The sequence below is a fragment of the Bacillus sp. N1(2025) genome, from assembly GCF_053470005.1.
In genome coordinates this window covers 263,234-279,293 of sequence record NZ_JBLTJB010000001.1, presented here as the reverse complement: position 1 = coordinate 279,293, position 16,060 = coordinate 263,234, and the positions used below count along the sequence as shown (strand labels likewise).

The window sequence follows — 16,060 nt, the reverse complement described above, 5'->3', positions numbered from 1 at the left end:
AACGGCAGCCCTTACTTGGTTAAATCGTGCTGTTTTAAAACGGTTTTTTGCTTATGGCCTTTTTCAGTCACATAGTTGTTTTTGAACCATGCTACCAGTGACATGATGATCGTAAACCCGATGGAGCCGCCTAAGTAAACCGCGTCCGCAAGGTCATTCACTTGATCATCTGCAATCGGTAGCACATCTTTACCAAACATCACTAAAACTTGGTTTACCAGAGCAATAAAAAGAAGCACAGTCCGGACGACTGTACCTTTGTCGAATTTTTTCATATGTTATTTTCCTCCTTATTTTTGCAGCAGGTTATACATGATCGCGATAGCCCCGCCGATAAAACCGGTACTGACTGCCGTTATTATGGCCCCTGTGATGGTCCGTTTGATCCAAGTCGTATTTTCATCAATTTTATTCAGCTTTTCGTTTAATGAAATGATTTGCTGATCATGCCTGTCTGAAGAACGTTCAAGAACACTCACTCGCTGTTCAAGAGCCTTTTGCTCGGCTTTAACCTCTGACATTTCTTTTTGAAAAGCATTCACTTCTTGTACCTCCGTCAATTGTGACATTAGTACGCCCCCCTTTTATCTATCTCATACGTTTCACCTCCTTTGAGGCAAAATAAAAAAGCCTTATTAATTGGCTTCTGGTTGTTCCTCGTATGGTTGCCCTATTACTTCCTGAAACTGATCCGGTGTAACATACGCAGCAGCCACACCCTCTTTCATATCGTCGATGGTACAATCGTTAAAACCCATTGCCTGCTTTACCATTGCGGTTGTCGCCCACTTGTAGAACAAGGCATATACCCAGAAATTAAGATTCACTGGTCACCCCTCCTTCCAATTCCAACAATTTAAGCTTTAAGGCGGCAAGCTGTTTGCCCATTGATATATTGACTGCTTCAGCCTGCTTTCGTGCTATGATTTCATCTGTAAGCTGCATCCCAAGAGCCTGCTGGCCTTCTTCAGCTTGCTTTCTTGCAAGCTCTTCTGCTGATAGTTGTTTACCGATTGCAGAAATCTGCTCCATTAAGGGATTGGGTTCAGGAATACCTTTTGTTTGATCAATGTACTCCCGAGTCGCAGCTTCAACCCATTCACCTTTAATCTCGTCAAATTCCGGGTCGTACATGCCAGGTTTTATTTGCGCTTTTGTACTATTCGGCGGCAGCTCTTTTCCCTCAATATCAGCTTCACCTATATACTTTTTATTCTCGTCGTAAAATAGAACATGCATATTCTCCCCTCCTTACCATAATGGGATTGGTTTATCGAATGATACCCGGGTTACCGCTGAGTTATCATTTGCCATCATACCGTCATACCTCAACTCACCGTTTGTTGTGAAAGCAAACCGGGCAGTCCCGTATGACCCAATTGTCGGAACCGCAAAATCAAGTAGGCGTGTCGGTTTATATGCGAATTTCGCCACAACTGTTCCTATAGATGGCAGGGAACCGAATGATCCAGCCAGCCACAAGGTATTATTTACTACCGAAAACATAAACGGGAAACTTGAATCCTGCTTCGCCCCGTTAATAAGTGATACAGTATTCCAAGACGGTGATAAATCACCATCTGACAAAAGGCGTTTCCACCCGCTCCAAGTCAGGCTGCCGTCTACATAATTGGAGAATACATTATTTTTGAAGTCTACCGCGATTACATAACCGTATGTCCCCAATCCGTTGCTGTCTAATGAGGTTAAATGAAAAACCCCCCTTGTAGAGCTTGTGCTGGGGGCATTTACCGCTTTTCCTGTTGAATAAAAAGTACCGAATCGCTTCCCACTTTGAACAATTTTGCTGTAAAAGTCATCTGTATCACTAATAGATACAAGAGCGCCTCCCGCGTCATCAGTTATTTTCGATAATTGCCCATTGTTCCATTTCTCCCGTTCTGCCTTTGATGTGTGGCGTTCTCCGTTGTTGTCGTGTTGGCGAAACGCATAATAGTCGGCCTGTCTAACATTTTCAACGTTACTAAGCCCGATCTGGTCCTTTGTAACCTCATGAGGGTTGTTTTTATCGTCGATATGTTTATCGGCGTATTCCTTGGCATTCCTTTCGGCCGTAGCAGCTTTATTTGATGCACCTGCTGTTGTCTCCTTGGCATCCCAGTTTACGCGCTCTGTAGCCGTAATATGGCGGTCATTGTCATTGGTATGTGTATCAAAATCGACTTTGGAAGCCTGCTGCACATTGTCAACGTTACCCAGCCCCACTTGTGCTTTTGTTGTCTTGTGCGGGTTGTCAGTCCGTTTTTCGTGCTTGTCAGTATAAGCTTCGGCATCAGATACAGCAGAAGAAACATCTTCTTTCGTTGCTCCGATCGTTTGCAACTCTTTCAAAGCCTGATAGGCCGTATATTGATACCAGTTAAACCAATCGGCCGGCGGGTGGTCCATCGGCTTATACCCTTGATCAATGGACGTTTGCGGCGGCCGCTGACCGGGGTTCCCCCATTCTGGTAATTCTTTTGTAAAAGGCATATGCATCACACTCCTTAAATTGGTAACGGGTAATCATCTTCTGGCCGGAAGATGCCCCCCAAGGTCCCGCCGTCTTTTCCATCAGAAGAAAACCCATATTGGCTTGTTTCTATGGTGCTGGCTGATGATGAAAAACAGAAAGTGCCGTTTAAATCCACATAAGCAACTCGAACCCCCGCAGCCACCGTTTTTTGAACGATGTTCGAAAATTGCGTTTCGCTCATTCCTACCTTGCTTAATGCCTCGATCGGCGCCTTTTTCACAATGATTGCAGCTGGTTCATCCTGGTTGTTTTCTTTGCTGCTCACAATGTTTATTTCACTCGGCTTGCAGTTCAATGTTTTCGCCAGCGCTTCAATAATCCGGTTCGTTGTCCCGTCTGAGGCATTCCGGGCTACCTTTCCACGAATGAGCACGCGGTATATTTCATCAGTGGCCCGGCCCCGATCCTGGGCAACGTTATCCCCGAGAAGGTCCAGCGATTTCCCGCGCGCCGCGTCAATATCCCGCCATTGTTCCGCCGTTGTCAGTGAATTTTTTAATGCTGTCAATTGTTCATCGACAATTAAAAAAAGCTTCCCGATATTGCTCTTTTCGTCTTTCAAGAACGCATCAGTCAGCTTTCCTATTAAATCTTTGATCATATCAGATTCACCACTATTTCAGAGAAGTGAACTTGCGCAACTTCTCTCGGTTCAATTGTAATATTTGACTGACTGAGAGCCGCCGCATCCTTCCCGATTTGTATAGTTACATCTGAAACTCCATTCACCTGATATACAGCGTTAAAAAGTTGCGACAGAATAACATCATCACCCATCTGCGAGCCGGTAAAAGATGAACCATTTTCATCAATCCCGCCAATTTTATATACGAGATTCTTTTTGATTTGACTCACGCCGTCGGCTGGGAATGAAGCGTTTGTTTTTAAATCAAGCTGCACATAAATTTTTACTTCTTTTGCAAAATCAAATTTCACATCATGATCCAAACCGCTTGCATCTGTAATGACAACCGATTGTTCTCCGACTGTTTCAATACCGGCCGCCACGCTGTCAAACAGAGCTTGCGCCACGTCTACTTTTGTTCCCCCGAGGACATAAGCATGAATGCTTTTCGGTGGATTTCCGTCCGCATCCGTTTGCATGGTATTATTCGCGACTATATTCGCTGAACGAACGCCCGAAACGGCAAGCAATGACGAAATGATGCCGCTATTCGTAGAAGCTGAACTGCCTTCAACTGATTTTTTAATTCGCGCCCGAAATTCCGGATCAGATTCCTCGTCAGTGCCGCCGGCAGCTGCTTCCGGATTATTCACTGAATAAACTCCCTCTAACGTCTCAGCCTGTTCAGTAATGGTATTGGCCGCGACATTGTTAATAATCCCTTTAGACAGCGATACAGCCGCCCCTGTGCCCGTTCCATCATCCCCGATTACAACATCTTCGATTAGTTCAAAATAAATACCGGATTCCGTTGTATATTGGGTTTGTTCTTCTATGACGAATCCGGGTTCCCCGGTAAAAAACAGAGTTGTGACCGCCTCAGCCGCCGGCTCCCGGCTTATACCGAAATTACTTCCCAACCTGTCCAACTGAACGCCCTCCGATTTACTGACAAAGCCGCTATTATAAACCCGCTCTGCAATGTCCCAAATTCCCGCCAAAAACCAAGCAAAGATACGTAGGATAATGCCTAATGGCGTTTTGCTTGACGTGTTTATATCTTCGCCAAACAGCTCCTTCGCTTTGTCCTCCATGCCGTCAAGAAGCTCCGAATAGGTTTGCCGTTGGAATCCTGTTTCATTAAGCAAGATCAACACCCCCAAGCTCGATTGTTTGATCATCCTCTTTCTTCATTTTCAAGTGGACAGATAGGTTTCGTGTCTCTTTATCATGAGAAAACTCAACCGATTCAACGCTCGCAATGCGCTCGTCTTGTGTCACAGCATTAATGATGTCGTATTGGGCCTCTTCTTGGTCAAAGCCTTTCCCGAGAATGTTACTCCGATCCAAGCCGAAATGTTCATCCAGAGTAAATTCCCCTAACCGTGTTTTTAAGGTTAATTCGACTGATTGAGCAATTTCCTCGTTCCCCTCGACCATCTGAAGAGTGCCGTTTTCAAAACATAGATCACCGTCTACAAGCTTGAGCGTTTTCATCCTTCCCACACTCCTATGACCACCGGATCATTGATACTGTGCGTTCGTCGAGAATCAGGATCAAACGTTTTGTTTCCATCCAAGTTATCAAGGGATCTTTCAGCGAATGAAACAAAGACCGAGGAACCAACCTTTATATCAGGTTCAACATGCTTTAAAACTGGTGCATGTTCGATCAACGGGTATTCATGAAGGTATTCACCATCATTCATAAGAAACAACAATTGCAGATCAGCAGTATGCTTTTCCGCATTGTATTTCACAACGCGAGCCGGGGCCAGTGTATGGATGGATAGTTTGATTCTTTTCTCAAAAGCATCGAAAAACCTCGTCGCTTTACTCATTACATCACCTTGCATTCTGTGAAAAAGTCTCTTCCATCAAACGAATGAGTACCCTCTTTCACTCGATATTTTCCTTTTGCTGTTTTGCTGTTGATTTCAATAATTGAAGCAACAGCGATACGGTGCTGAAGAAGACACTTCGTCTTGTAACCTTTGAAATCATCTTCCTCAACCTGCTCAGGTGTCTCAATTAGCCCGGTGGCCTCTTCTAATTTGAAACGCTCATCATCGCCCTGATTAATTGGGCGAATAACCGGTTTCCCTCGTCGATAGTACATAACGGCTCCAGCATCATGTATGACTTCTTCTAAATTATTTTCTATTAAGCCAGTCACCCGGTAACCCTTTTTGTACACCTTATTTTTCGGCAGGATAATGTTTTTCACTTTAATTCCGAGAACGCGCAGCAGTTTATCTACAATTTGCCTCGATGTGGTTCCTGCTTTAAAAGTAATCTTCATGTATCGTTTGCGATACCTAACCTCTTCCCGCGTCCCGTAATTCCTGACAGTCTTGTATGTTCGGCCGTTTTTGTCTTTCCTGACAGTAACAACCGGTTTTGCAAGCTTATATCTTTTTTTGACATAATATTTCTCAGCAGGATCAGCATTGGCGGTTGTCACTTTCATATGGGTATAATCATCGCCGTCTTTTGAATAGATCGACGTCACCTTATCCAAACCGTTCCAGTTATTCAGAACCTTTGTCACTTTGCCAATCGTCAAAACGCCGTAGTCGTCTCGATAACCGGCCTGGACCGTTATCGTGCTGCCTTTTTTAATCTTGTTGATCGAATCTTTGCTAAGATTGTAAATCTCAACTTTTGTTTCATTGGGTTTAAAATCATCGTCGAAGGGCACTTCAAAATGAATTTCTAAATCCTTGTAATCAAATGTGGTCTGCGAACTGCCGTTATCAATGGTTATTTTGACAACCCGGCCAAACAACTTTTTATTCGTCGTCGCCAATGTCATCCCCCTCCGATCCGTCAGCTACATCATCAATAAAAAGAAACACGGTTTCCATGAAATTCTTATATGTAACCCGTGTTTCTGAATTTGATTCATCTAAAGGGATAAGGGCGGGGGCCGGCAGGTTTTCACTTACAATGTCAGTCCACAGAGGAACGTTAAGTATAAGCTTCTCGCCCAGCACGATAGGCGTCATATCCTGCTCATATAAATCCAGTGAAAAACTATCATCGGATTGATTGTAATTTATACGCAGAATAAACGTGTCATCTGCTAAATCAAATTCGAACTGCTGCGGAATATCCTCTTTATCAAAAGGAATGTAGTCCCTCGTAGCCATTTCCCGTGCCCTCCCTATTTAATCCGCATCTTTACCCCGATAGGTATTCTTCTGTCAGGCCATGGATTGAGCCGCCTCAATGCGCTGACAGTAGTTCCGTATTTGCGGGCGCAGCCCCAATACGTATCACCCTTTTTCACCTTGTGATAAATCTTGCTGGATTTTTTTGTGGTTTTTTTCTTATTGGCCTTTTTCTTTTTTCCGGCTGTTTTCACTTTCTTCTTAACCCACGGGCTTTTTGCAATGCGGATTTCTTGTAAAGAGATTGTTATCGCAAACCCGTTTGAAAATTCCCCTGTATCGCGGTCGATTTTCGTAATGATCACGTCTTTTGCGACCTTTCGCCCGGTATAGGTTAGGAGATTGCCGGCATATGCTTGCTTTTTTAAATATTCATAGTCGCTATTTGCCGTCTTCCCAAGTAAATAACCGGAAACACTTGTGGTTTCCGGTTTTCTCTGCACATGGTCGGTAATCGGCACGCCTTTTTCAACGGGATAAGATGTGACTTCCACATCCGCCCCGTCTGATTCTTTTTCGTTAACAAGATTGACCTTCCCAAGCTTCGCCAATTAATAAACCCCCTCCGCTTGAAAAAGAGCCGCCAGGCTGTCGTAAGAGTCTTCCAGTGATTGGGTGATAGCCTTTGAAATATCAGTTTCAACTTTTGCACTTCCGCCCTCAACTTTTACATTGATAGACGGGCTGAATGTAATATTTACAGACGTTCCACCGCTGCTGCTTGCTGCTTTTTCTGGTGTATATCCAGTTTCAGCCCCAAGCTCTTTGCCGAGCGCAGCATACATTCCCAGTGATTGATTCCGGTAACGCGGTTCAGTCGTGATGACATATTCCCGCCAACCGTTTTCCCCGAGTGCCGCAACCTGCGGGCTATTGATTACGCCGCCTGTTGCATATCCTCTGTACGGCCCGCCGTGCGCCATTGATACCAAGCCGGGATGTTTCATGATACCGCCATATCTGCTGTTCAGATAGTTAATAGACGCTAGAATTTGATCAACTGGATTTTTAATATTTCCGTGTCCTGGTTCTTTATGGGCGTTAAAGGTGCTTGGGATGAACTGCATTAACCCCTGTGACGGGTGGCCGGCTTTCGCATTGGAATCCCAATTGTTAACAACATTGGGGTTTCCGCCTGATTCTTTCATTGCGATTGTTTCGAGTGCCCCTGCGTATTCAGGGCCTAAATGCTTAATTGACAGCGCCTGAGCTACCCACTTTTTAACGGCTTTCGAGCCGCCGCCTGAAAAGCTGGCAGAGTAACTGGACATTTTGCCTTTGACAAAACCTACAGCCTTATCTTTGACAAAGTTAAAAGCCCCTTTTGCGAGATCACCGAACGAGCCAGCCATAGAAGGTGCAGAGACACCCATTTTTTCTAACACTTTTGTTAAAAGCTTAGAGGGGTGCCCGATGTAATCAAAAACATCAAGAGCAACATCTTTCACTTTGCCAGCAACGGATTTTACACCATTCCATGCATTTGTGAATATATTTCCTTCTGTGCCTTTCGCGTATGCTGGAACTCCCGCTAATGCAGCCCTTGTCTGTTTTGCAGATAAGACCGCAGTGCCTTTTGGAAGGTTCATCAGTGTATCTGTTGCAGGGCTGAGCCCTACTTGTCCTGAAGGTGTCCGATACATTTCAGGGCCAGCGTTTGCCCCTTTACCGTCTCCCAGTATCGCCGGACCTCCTGGGTGTCCTCCGGTTCCGTGTGCATATTTAGGCACTTCCCATTTTGGGATATGCTTATCTTTCAAACCGATCTTATCGAGTACCCAGTTCACTCCGCCGATTACACCGTTTACGCCTTTTCCAAGTGCGCCGGAAAGTTTGTTCGCTAAGCTAGTCACACCAGATACAGCCTTGTGAGCCATGTTCTTAATTCCATCACCGATTCTGCCCGGTAATTTCTTGGCCCCGTCAACTAAATCGTTGAAACGATCCATGACTTTCTTACGCAGATCATATGCCAATAACGCGACTTTATTTTTTATATAAAGCCATCTGTCAGTGATTGCTGCACCCATATTGCTTACAAGCTTTTTCACCATTCCGACTGCACTAGAGAAGATTTGCTTCACTCCGTCCCACATCATGCGGAAATTCCCAGTGAATAAGCCTTTGAAAACCTTCACTATTCCCATAATAATGCCGATTGCACCCTGTATGATCGCAATGATATTTTTTAGTGCAACTTGAATTATCGAGAGCACAACCGGAAACACAGCAGTCACGATATTTAGGATGAAACGGATCGCCGGAATTACAACCGTAGTAATGATGTTTGCCAAGGCTTGCAGTAGAGAAACAACAATAGGCAGCACCATCTGAATGATCTGCACAATTTGCGGAAAGACCTGCTGGACCACCTGAATTAAAATTGGTAAAGCCGCCTGCGCAAGCTGCAAAATAATATTTGCTGCTAAAGTAAGAAGCTGGGCGACAACCGGGAGGACCGCCAGAATGACCTGCCCTATGATCGGAAACACCTGTTGCACCGCCGTTAAAATCAACGGCAGAATTTGCATGGCAATTTGTCCGATCGTTGATCCGAGTAATTGAATCAGTTGAACCACAATCGGCAGAGCCTGCTGGATGATATTCATAATCAAAGGAAAGACCATCTGAATTGTCTGAACCAGGATAGGCAGAATAGTCTGAATGATCGTAACGATAACCCCTGAAAAACTGCTGACTAATTGAATGATGATAGGTAAGACCGCATTTATCACGCTGAGAATGACCGGAAAAACAGTCTGAAACCCTTGAACAAGTAACGGCAAAATTGAACTGACAATCTGCAATACACTCGTCATTAATTGCCCTGATACCTGCATCCATGCAGTTAATAGCTGCTGGATCAACGGAATCAATTGTGGGCCGATCGTTGAAAGTGTTTGTGAAACGGCTGCGGCTAAAAGAACAAGATTTCCTGCAAGCTGAATGAACGTCTGTTGCATTTGACCAGCTAATTGCTGAAATTGCGGTGTCAGTTGTGCTACCAGTTGACTGAAAACCTGCTGTATTGTCGTGATAATCGGCTGAATGGCCGTGAATACCGTTGTCAGCACAGATTGAACAGTCGCCCACGCCGAATGAATTGCACTGCTGACCGCTTGGTTTGCATCTTTCAAACGATACAAATACCCTACAAAACTGAGGATCGCCCCAATTGCTATTCCTATCGGTCCGGATACTCCCAAGAAAGAAAGGCCAATCGACGCAATTATAGGCGCAATTATTGACACAATCCCTTGAAAACTTGATAAACCAATCTTGAGTTGATTCATGAAGCCTTTAATAAAACTGTTCAACCCTTCGGTTAATCCCTTTCCGAAAAAGTCGGTTACTCGTTTTCCTGCATTCTGAACAAATGAGGAAACAGTATCAACAGCCGTTTTGTAAGCAGCCTCAATCCCGGCGACTAAATGAGGGTGTGACTCGCCCAACCGATCCCATAATTTTAAGGATTCGGCTTGCATCTTATGAATTGCGGATATAGCAACCTTTTGTGAATCCTCAAATCCTTTCATAAATGCAGGTTTAAGCCCCTGTACCTCTTTAATCATGGTATGGAAGGCACTAACTACCGCAGTTTTTCCGGTATCCGCAAAGCGCTTCATGGCATCCGTAGCCGGTTTGAATCGCTCTTGAAGCTTGTCAAAATTCTTGTAAAGCATATAAACGCCTGTTACAAGCAAGACAATTGAGCCGGCGACTACATAGACTGTTCCGGACATGGCAGCAAGCCCCGTTACTACCGGGCCAATGAACATCCAAAGACTGCTCAGAGCCCCGAGAAACCCATTAAATAACCCCACTCCTATTGCCAAAGGCGATAAAAGCAGGGTTAAAACAGGGATGAGCAATAAAAATCCTTGGATCATTTTCGCCAGCACTGGATGAGCTTTATTGAACTGAATGATCATCTTTCCGATTGCGGTAACGCCTTTATAAATTGACATGGCCACGGTTCCGAATACTTCAAGGGCTGGCTGAATTGCTTTTAAAAGAGTGCTGCACATCTGTTCCCAAGCCTTTGAATAACCGGGAACGGTCTGTGTGGCTGCCTTATGCAACCCTTGGAATAGGAAAAAGTTTGTGAAGGCCGTGCCAAGCGCTACCATCTGAAAACGCATATACCCCTGTGTTATCATGGCTGTCATATCTTGAAGCTGTTTCATATTTGCGGTAGGCCCGAGCATCTTCAAGGCCAAATGTGCCGCAGTTCCCTGCTTCGCCATGTTTTCAAGGGTATTTGAGACGGCAAGCCCCGCTTTGTTGACTTGGTATAACGGGTTCGCCATCCTGTCATAATTGGCAGCGATCTTTTCTGATTGTGTTGACATTGCCATAATCGTTCCGATGGACTGCAACATACTCATGCGCATCATTTTATTATTTTTGATCATGTTGTCAGTAACCGCTTTATGCTCACGGCCTAGCCTGTACACTTCATCCATGAACTGTTCATTTGTCCCGGTCCAGTTGTCCATTTCTTGGCCTAACTGAAAGAAGCCATATCTTGCCCGTATCAGCTCGTTACGGAAACCATTCATTCCGTATCTTTCCTCATTCCAAGCCCGTCGCATTTCATTGACCATTTGAATAGTATCTGCTTCAAGTCCGCGTGTTGAGCCGCGCAAAAAGTCCATTTCCCGCCCGTAATAACGCATACCCCTGTAATCAGGGGCAGGCATGGCCGCCGCGGTTTGTGATGATCCCCCGTTAACCCGGCGCATGTCCACATTATGCAAATTGTTTCGCAGCCTATCAACTTGATCATTTGCATTGTTTAATGATGATTGGTCAACGTCGATACTCACGCGTGACGGTATATTTTGCACTAATCTGTTCGTTTGTTGAATGGTCCGGTTAAGGCTTTCCACATGAGACGTCATAAGGTCAAATGCGGGGCCAAGATTTTCAATTGTCCGCACAGCAGTTTGTAAAGAAGAACTGTCCAGAATCATACTCATGTTCCTGAATCTTCGCTGCTCCCTGTGCATGTTGGACATTTGCGTTCGCATTTGAGAAAAATGGCCGGCCGCATTATCTGTATGATCAACAAGTCTATCAATCTGGCGATTTGCTCGTTCAAGAGGGGAGGTGTCAACGTTTAATTCCACATCAATATGCGTACTCCGCAAGGCGTCTGTCAACGTTTAACCCCCCTTATTTCTTTTTGTTTCGTTTTTTTTCTTCAGCCAGATGAATGTCCAAAGCCGCATTGGCTTCGAGTAACGTATCGAGGTCCATTGCTGAAACCTCTGTGAAAGAAAACTTCTCAGACATCACAAGCCGATACATAGGCCAGTTGTCACTCGCCTTCTTTTTGTAGAACTGTTTCGGCTTCATTTTCGGCGCTAAGAAAGGTCTGAACCTCTTTCATCAGCTCAAGGAAACCAGGTTTTTCATCAAAATAGCCATAGCTTACTTTTGGTTCAACAACTACTTCTTTCATGTACAGTTCATACAGTTTCGCAGACGAAAACATTCCTGTATTGATATTGATAGCCTCATCGTTAAATTCAATTGAACGACGCGTTCCTGGGTGTTGAAGAGTGTACTCAGTTCCTTGGATTGTTACTTTCTTTTGTTTACCGAATTTTGACATAGGTTTTCCCTCCGATTGTTTGGTTTGCATATATTGAAAAGCAGCCCTAGTGGACTGCTTTTTTGCATTTGATTTTTTTCTTTTCGACATGATTAATACCTTACTGATCTAAAACTGTATAATCGAAAACTTGAATTTCAAATTCACGATCTCCGATTTCGTCACTGAATTCTGCATCAGCAGGCTTTTTTACCATTGCTTCAGTGCCGCCGATTTTCTCTTGTCCGCCAGTTACCCAGATGGGAAATTTTTTTGACGTGTTCGCCAATCCATTTAAATAAGGCACAAACGGCGAACCCATGGACAGAGTAAGCGTAATTGTACCTAGCGGATTGTTTTTTGTTGCAACACTCACATCACCTTTAGCGCTGACTTTTGTTGAAAACTTTTCTTCGTCTTTTGCACACGAAACCATGGTACCCTCTGAATAACCAGTAACAATTTTTCCGTCGATATTCGTGTTAACCTCGTTCGCATCATAAACATAAGCAGCCATTGACTATTCTCCCCCTTTAGATTGAAATTTCGCCTGTAATGGAGGCGGAATGAACCGCGCCGGCTAATTCGAACGTGAAAGAAAGGCCGTCATACACGCGATTTTTTCTGTTCTCGTCTGATACTTCAGAGCGTTTTTTTGTGCTGATGGTGTAAACGGGCAAGCCGTCTTCATCAGAAGCGACAATCCCATTTGAAAAGGCTTTTTGAAGTACATTCGTAACCTGAACGCTCAACAATGAAAAACCGGCATTCGAGAACGGGATTTTACCGTTATTTGAGAATGCCGATTGAATGGATGTTTCAATATTTAATTTCACCCAGTCCTTGCCGTGCAGGACGTCAATGTACTCACCTGATGCAGTAATTCCCTCTGAAGTCTCGCTGTGGCCTGCTTTGGTCACATAAGCGATAGCTCCCTCTTTGTGGAGCTTTTGCAGCTCGTCCGCCTTCAGGTCTTGCGGGGTGACTCCCACAATGTTTTTGAACTTCCAAGTAACTGAACCCACTGTCAGGGAGCCTACGGCACCAACCAGTCCGGCGTCTGGATGCTCGCTTGTTATCGGGTGATAAAAAACGCTTGTCCGGTCCTTCCCGGTATAGGAAGTGACTTCTTCCCGATCTGTTACTTGCAGAACGAGGAATTTGTATGATTTTTCTTCCATCGCCTTTGCTGCTTCCAGCTTCTCGTCTGCCGTCGCATCAGCAAGAATGAGGAAGTGCCAATCATTATCAAAATACTCGTCAAAAGCATTCCGAATCGTAAATGTGGCAGCCGCTCCCGCTCCGTCGCTCTCCCCGTTCTCCGGGTTACCTCCGTAAGTACCGATGGCTACTTTTGATGGAGCATTGTCGCCCTGTGCATAAATAGCAGCAGCCTTTTTATATGCGGGTGTTCCTTCTGGATAATCCGCTTTGACAGCTTCTATTGAGCCGTATTCTTTATAAGTGTTGTGTCCGGCAACCTTCGCAAGAATTAGGGGTGTTCCTAACCCTTTAAGATTCGACGGTTTCACCAGGTCAATTTTGACCGTTACATCACTAAGTGGCATGTGTTTAACCTCCTATGGTTTCTATTTGTGCGGAATCAAAAAACTCCGCTTGTGTCTCTCCATAAGCCGCTCGCGTTCTAAGACGCATATCAAAGCCGTGACGGCGTTCTGTGTCTATCGTGATAAATGTATCCCGATTCCCGAAACCGTCGTTTCTCACCCACGCCATGCCGTTGTCATGAAGCGTCTGGCGCGCGTCAGCAGTTTTGAAGTAAGAAGCTGTTTCTTGAGCAAGAGAAATGACTTCAATGTGACTGTTTGAAATCCATGTAAAAGAAAAAACCAGCTCAATGTCTTCCGTTAACACTCCTTGTTCCTCAACACCCCTGTGTTGCGGCAAATACGGAGAAGTAACGGTATACGTGCAAAAAGGGTATTCAGGCTGTTTACCTGTCCCGTTTGCTTCGATAACGACATGGCCGGTTTTCTCTTTAATCATTCTGAGAACCGTTCTGATTATGCTGTTGTAATCCATCTGAATTGCTCACCGCCTTTAAGATATAGGAATTGAAATCGGCGTATGTCCCGTATGGCGTCATTGCTTCCACCAAAAAGGTTACTCCATCAAAAAACACTTGAGCTTTGAAAGGGATTTTCCTCTGGAAGTACAGTTGCCTGTCCATCTGTGTAAGCCGTCCGCCGGATTGATAAATTAATTGCGCCTGCAATGGGACAATAGCGCCTTTTTCTTCCGATTCCACCGGCTTGCCCTCTACCCATTTTCCGAGATCGTCATAAAACCCCTCAGACGCCGGGAGCAACAATGTAAAATCAACGCTGTATTTCTCAATCAGATCACCGAACTGAAAGTGATTTTTCATTAGCTTTCAACCTCGTAATCCATAGAACCGATCATTTCCCCGGTATCTACTAACGGATTTGAAGAGCCTTTTTCCTCCGTTGTAAAAGGATGATTGGTAGGACTCCGCAAGTCTCTTGCATAAGTCTGCAGCCGGCCCTTTGCCAGTAAGCCGACCGCGTTCATGATGTCATTAATAGAATCGCCGTTCTCTATGGCTCTATTGACCAGTTCCTCTACCTTTTGTACAATCTCAGCTTCATTTTCATCCCAGCCAGCCCGTAAGAATGACCGTTCAGGGATATTAATAAATTGTGTATCCTTCTTGAGATAAAGACCTTTGGCAGCAAGATATTTCCGCATGCGATCAGTTACAGCAATACGGCAGCCGAATTCATGAACAGCCGCGATCATTTGGCGGTCGCCGTCCAGAACACCGACTTTCATTTTCCCTTTTGGCTCAAGGTTCCTCAGTAATTCCGGTATACGGTTTGTATCCCGCACCCGGATATTTCGGCGCCCCATCTGCTCACCTCAATGGTTTAAAACGAATTTTTTTGTATGGCCGGAAAAGATCAAACGCGGGTTTATACCTTACGTCATCCGCCGTGTATGTCTTGCTCATTCCGCCAATTGATTCAGCCTGGACGCCTTTCGGGCTATCCCGGTCTATTTCAATCATGAGGGCAATTCCTTTCTTCACAGGACCTGGTAATGATTCAACCCCGTCTGGTCCGACAAAAGAGTTATTACACTCCTCCTTAACGAAAGAAATTGCGTCTTCAAGGTCAATTTGTAGCTTTGCATCCTGCGAGGTGTCATCCTCGGGGATTCCCAACCGTATTTTTAATTCTGACAGGTCCATTTCTCTCAGTCCTTTCAAAGCACGGGTTCATATGTCGCGAAGCACCTGCAATTTATATCATTTGAGGGATCTCCGCTTTGTCCCGGTGCCGGCGCCCTCACAGACTTGCCGTTTTTATCTTGACCGAGATCAAACAGCTCATTTACAAACCTGGCCTGGCCTTCTAAATGAACATGATCCGCGTTTCTTCCCTCACGAACCCGCTCGTCACCCATGTTGTGCCATATCTTTTTCATGGCAATACCATTGGAATCAGCTTTCGTAGCTGCGTCCAGTGTCGCTTTCTCCCGCACTCGATGCATTTCTGTTCTGGCAATGCGCTGCGCACGGCTATAACTGATACCCACATCAGCTTGCAGCTCCTTCGCTACCTGAACAAAGCGTTTCCGCTCAATAAAGCCGCGTTCAATCGTATGAGTGATCTTCTGAACTGTCTTTTTACGGTCGGTTTCGATTGCTTTGAGCATATTTTTGCTTGTGATAGTCTGCGAGATTGATGCGGGCGCCGCCCATGTGACAGGCAATTTTCCTTTCGATGAACGGGAAAATTTAAAGCCGACGGCCGATAGGATACCAAGCATTAGCCAGTTATACGATGACTCGTAGGTTTCATTCAGAAAATCAAGAACAGCCGTTTTAACCTTTGCAGAAAGGGCAGTAATCAATGATGCTATATCCTTCTTAATCTGAGAAAGATCATTACTCCGATTCGCGTCAGCAAGGCTGATTTCGCGCCCTTTATCAAGCTTGACAAACAGGGCAGTCAACTTGGAAAGTATTTTTTCGGAAGTACCACGAAAAAGCCGCTTCAGCTTCCGTAAAAACTCCTGCATCTTACGGGTTAACGGCTTCAAAAGCTCTTTTTCAGTTTGTTCTTTATCCACCGCTATCCCTC

The 16,060-nt window shown here is 44.9% G+C and carries 21 protein-coding genes; all 21 read right to left on the bottom strand.

The window, feature by feature from the left end; translation table 11 throughout:
* Window positions 1-11 precede the first annotated feature (11 nt).
* The 21 genes from ACNFN4_RS01575 to ACNFN4_RS01475 all read right to left on the bottom strand — a co-directional run bounded on the left by ACNFN4_RS01575 (window position 12) and on the right by ACNFN4_RS01475 (window position 16,049).
* On the bottom strand, window positions 12-275 hold the full coding sequence (locus tag ACNFN4_RS01575; RefSeq protein ID WP_346611359.1) for a phage holin: 264 nt from the start codon (window positions 273-275) through the stop codon (window positions 12-14).
* Window positions 276-290: 15 nt separating this feature from the next.
* Complete coding sequence (locus ACNFN4_RS01570; protein WP_374956727.1) at window positions 291-521, bottom strand: hemolysin XhlA family protein; 231 nt, start codon at window positions 519-521, stop codon at window positions 291-293.
* Between the two features lie 114 nt (window positions 522-635).
* Window positions 636-827 carry an XkdX family protein gene (locus ACNFN4_RS01565; RefSeq protein ID WP_346611358.1) on the bottom strand — a complete coding sequence of 64 codons (192 nt, stop codon included), beginning with the start codon at window positions 825-827 and terminating at the stop codon, window positions 636-638.
* Window positions 817-1,239, bottom strand: coding sequence for a hypothetical protein (locus ACNFN4_RS01560; protein WP_253600232.1), 423 nt, complete (start codon window positions 1,237-1,239; stop codon window positions 817-819). Before ACNFN4_RS01560 ends, ACNFN4_RS01565 begins: the two co-directional genes overlap by 11 nt.
* A 12-nt stretch (window positions 1,240-1,251) precedes the next feature.
* Window positions 1,252-2,493: a hypothetical protein gene (locus ACNFN4_RS01555; protein WP_346611356.1), complete on the bottom strand. Its 1,242-nt coding sequence runs from the start codon at window positions 2,491-2,493 to the stop codon at window positions 1,252-1,254.
* A gap of 14 nt (window positions 2,494-2,507) precedes the next feature.
* Window positions 2,508-3,137: a hypothetical protein gene (locus ACNFN4_RS01550; protein ID WP_326365068.1), complete on the bottom strand. Its 630-nt coding sequence runs from the start codon at window positions 3,135-3,137 to the stop codon at window positions 2,508-2,510.
* Entirely contained in the window at window positions 3,134-4,318 is a 1,185-nt protein-coding gene (locus ACNFN4_RS01545; RefSeq protein ID WP_346611365.1) for a baseplate J/gp47 family protein, read from the bottom strand. Before ACNFN4_RS01545 ends, ACNFN4_RS01550 begins: the two co-directional genes overlap by 4 nt.
* Window positions 4,302-4,658, bottom strand: a complete 357-nt coding sequence (locus ACNFN4_RS01540) for a DUF2634 domain-containing protein (RefSeq protein ID WP_073982177.1) — start codon at window positions 4,656-4,658, stop codon at window positions 4,302-4,304. The genes ACNFN4_RS01545 and ACNFN4_RS01540 overlap by 17 nt, the downstream gene beginning before the upstream one ends.
* A complete protein-coding gene (locus ACNFN4_RS01535; protein ID WP_016938720.1) occupies window positions 4,655-5,002 on the bottom strand; it encodes a Gp138 family membrane-puncturing spike protein in 348 nt (115 codons plus the stop codon). The genes ACNFN4_RS01540 and ACNFN4_RS01535 overlap by 4 nt, the downstream gene beginning before the upstream one ends.
* Window positions 5,002-5,976 carry a phage protein gene (locus ACNFN4_RS01530; RefSeq protein ID WP_445596653.1) on the bottom strand — a complete coding sequence of 325 codons (975 nt, stop codon included), beginning with the start codon at window positions 5,974-5,976 and terminating at the stop codon, window positions 5,002-5,004. The genes ACNFN4_RS01535 and ACNFN4_RS01530 overlap by 1 nt, the downstream gene beginning before the upstream one ends.
* Window positions 5,954-6,313: a phage baseplate plug family protein gene (locus tag ACNFN4_RS01525; protein ID WP_346611354.1), complete on the bottom strand. Its 360-nt coding sequence runs from the start codon at window positions 6,311-6,313 to the stop codon at window positions 5,954-5,956. The genes ACNFN4_RS01530 and ACNFN4_RS01525 overlap by 23 nt, the downstream gene beginning before the upstream one ends.
* A gap of 14 nt (window positions 6,314-6,327) precedes the next feature.
* Window positions 6,328-6,885 (bottom strand): LysM peptidoglycan-binding domain-containing protein, encoded by a 558-nt coding sequence (locus ACNFN4_RS01520; protein WP_129003887.1) that lies wholly within the window; start codon window positions 6,883-6,885, stop codon window positions 6,328-6,330.
* The gene (locus ACNFN4_RS01515) at window positions 6,886-11,499 is read right to left on the bottom strand and encodes a transglycosylase SLT domain-containing protein (RefSeq protein ID WP_375035367.1); all 4,614 of its coding nucleotides are present in this window, start codon (window positions 11,497-11,499) and stop codon (window positions 6,886-6,888) included.
* Window positions 11,500-11,657: 158 nt separating this feature from the next.
* On the bottom strand, window positions 11,658-11,954 hold the full coding sequence (locus ACNFN4_RS01510; protein WP_042635088.1) for a hypothetical protein: 297 nt from the start codon (window positions 11,952-11,954) through the stop codon (window positions 11,658-11,660).
* A gap of 100 nt (window positions 11,955-12,054) precedes the next feature.
* On the bottom strand, window positions 12,055-12,450 hold the full coding sequence (locus ACNFN4_RS01505) for a phage structural protein (protein WP_253600236.1): 396 nt from the start codon (window positions 12,448-12,450) through the stop codon (window positions 12,055-12,057).
* 16 nt (window positions 12,451-12,466) lie between these two features.
* Window positions 12,467-13,501: a DUF3383 family protein gene (locus ACNFN4_RS01500; protein ID WP_375035366.1), complete on the bottom strand. Its 1,035-nt coding sequence runs from the start codon at window positions 13,499-13,501 to the stop codon at window positions 12,467-12,469.
* A 4-nt stretch (window positions 13,502-13,505) separates the two neighbouring features.
* Entirely contained in the window at window positions 13,506-13,976 is a 471-nt protein-coding gene (locus tag ACNFN4_RS01495) for a phage neck terminator protein (protein ID WP_042635086.1), read from the bottom strand.
* Window positions 13,933-14,322 (bottom strand): hypothetical protein, encoded by a 390-nt coding sequence (locus ACNFN4_RS01490; protein WP_375035365.1) that lies wholly within the window; start codon window positions 14,320-14,322, stop codon window positions 13,933-13,935. Before ACNFN4_RS01490 ends, ACNFN4_RS01495 begins: the two co-directional genes overlap by 44 nt.
* Entirely contained in the window at window positions 14,322-14,825 is a 504-nt protein-coding gene (locus ACNFN4_RS01485) for a hypothetical protein (protein ID WP_375035364.1), read from the bottom strand. Before ACNFN4_RS01485 ends, ACNFN4_RS01490 begins: the two co-directional genes overlap by 1 nt.
* 4 nt (window positions 14,826-14,829) lie before the next feature.
* Window positions 14,830-15,165, bottom strand: coding sequence for a phage head-tail connector protein (locus tag ACNFN4_RS01480; RefSeq protein WP_029575357.1), 336 nt, complete (start codon window positions 15,163-15,165; stop codon window positions 14,830-14,832).
* Window positions 15,166-15,179: 14 nt separating this feature from the next.
* Window positions 15,180-16,049, bottom strand: a complete 870-nt coding sequence (locus ACNFN4_RS01475) for a phage minor head protein (protein WP_375035363.1) — start codon at window positions 16,047-16,049, stop codon at window positions 15,180-15,182.
* Between the last annotated feature and the right edge of the window lie 11 nt (window positions 16,050-16,060).

Bases quoted from the DNA above. Each gene is read 5' to 3' on its own strand.
- ACNFN4_RS01575 (WP_346611359.1), bottom strand. From the start codon at position 275: ATGAAAAAATTCGACAAAGGTACAGTCGTCCGGACTGTGCTTCTTTTT.
- ACNFN4_RS01570 (WP_374956727.1), bottom strand. From the start codon at position 521: ATGTCAGAGGTTAAAGCCGAGCAAAAGGCTCTTGAACAGCGAGTGAGT.
- ACNFN4_RS01560 (WP_253600232.1), bottom strand. From the start codon at position 1,239: ATGCATGTTCTATTTTACGACGAGAATAAAAAGTATATAGGTGAAGCT.
- ACNFN4_RS01555 (WP_346611356.1), bottom strand. From the start codon at position 2,493: ATGCCTTTTACAAAAGAATTACCAGAATGGGGGAACCCCGGTCAGCGG.
- ACNFN4_RS01550 (WP_326365068.1), bottom strand. From the start codon at position 3,137: ATGATCAAAGATTTAATAGGAAAGCTGACTGATGCGTTCTTGAAAGAC.
- ACNFN4_RS01540 (WP_073982177.1), bottom strand. From the start codon at position 4,658: ATGAAAACGCTCAAGCTTGTAGACGGTGATCTATGTTTTGAAAACGGC.
- ACNFN4_RS01535 (WP_016938720.1), bottom strand. From the start codon at position 5,002: ATGAGTAAAGCGACGAGGTTTTTCGATGCTTTTGAGAAAAGAATCAAA.
- ACNFN4_RS01530 (WP_445596653.1), bottom strand. From the start codon at position 5,976: ATGACATTGGCGACGACGAATAAAAAGTTGTTTGGCCGGGTTGTCAAA.
- ACNFN4_RS01525 (WP_346611354.1), bottom strand. From the start codon at position 6,313: ATGGCTACGAGGGACTACATTCCTTTTGATAAAGAGGATATTCCGCAG.
- ACNFN4_RS01510 (WP_042635088.1), bottom strand. From the start codon at position 11,954: ATGTCAAAATTCGGTAAACAAAAGAAAGTAACAATCCAAGGAACTGAG.
- ACNFN4_RS01505 (WP_253600236.1), bottom strand. From the start codon at position 12,450: ATGGCTGCTTATGTTTATGATGCGAACGAGGTTAACACGAATATCGAC.
- ACNFN4_RS01500 (WP_375035366.1), bottom strand. From the start codon at position 13,501: ATGCCACTTAGTGATGTAACGGTCAAAATTGACCTGGTGAAACCGTCG.
- ACNFN4_RS01495 (WP_042635086.1), bottom strand. From the start codon at position 13,976: ATGGATTACAACAGCATAATCAGAACGGTTCTCAGAATGATTAAAGAG.
- ACNFN4_RS01490 (WP_375035365.1), bottom strand. From the start codon at position 14,322: ATGAAAAATCACTTTCAGTTCGGTGATCTGATTGAGAAATACAGCGTT.
- ACNFN4_RS01485 (WP_375035364.1), bottom strand. From the start codon at position 14,825: ATGGGGCGCCGAAATATCCGGGTGCGGGATACAAACCGTATACCGGAA.
- ACNFN4_RS01480 (WP_029575357.1), bottom strand. From the start codon at position 15,165: ATGGACCTGTCAGAATTAAAAATACGGTTGGGAATCCCCGAGGATGAC.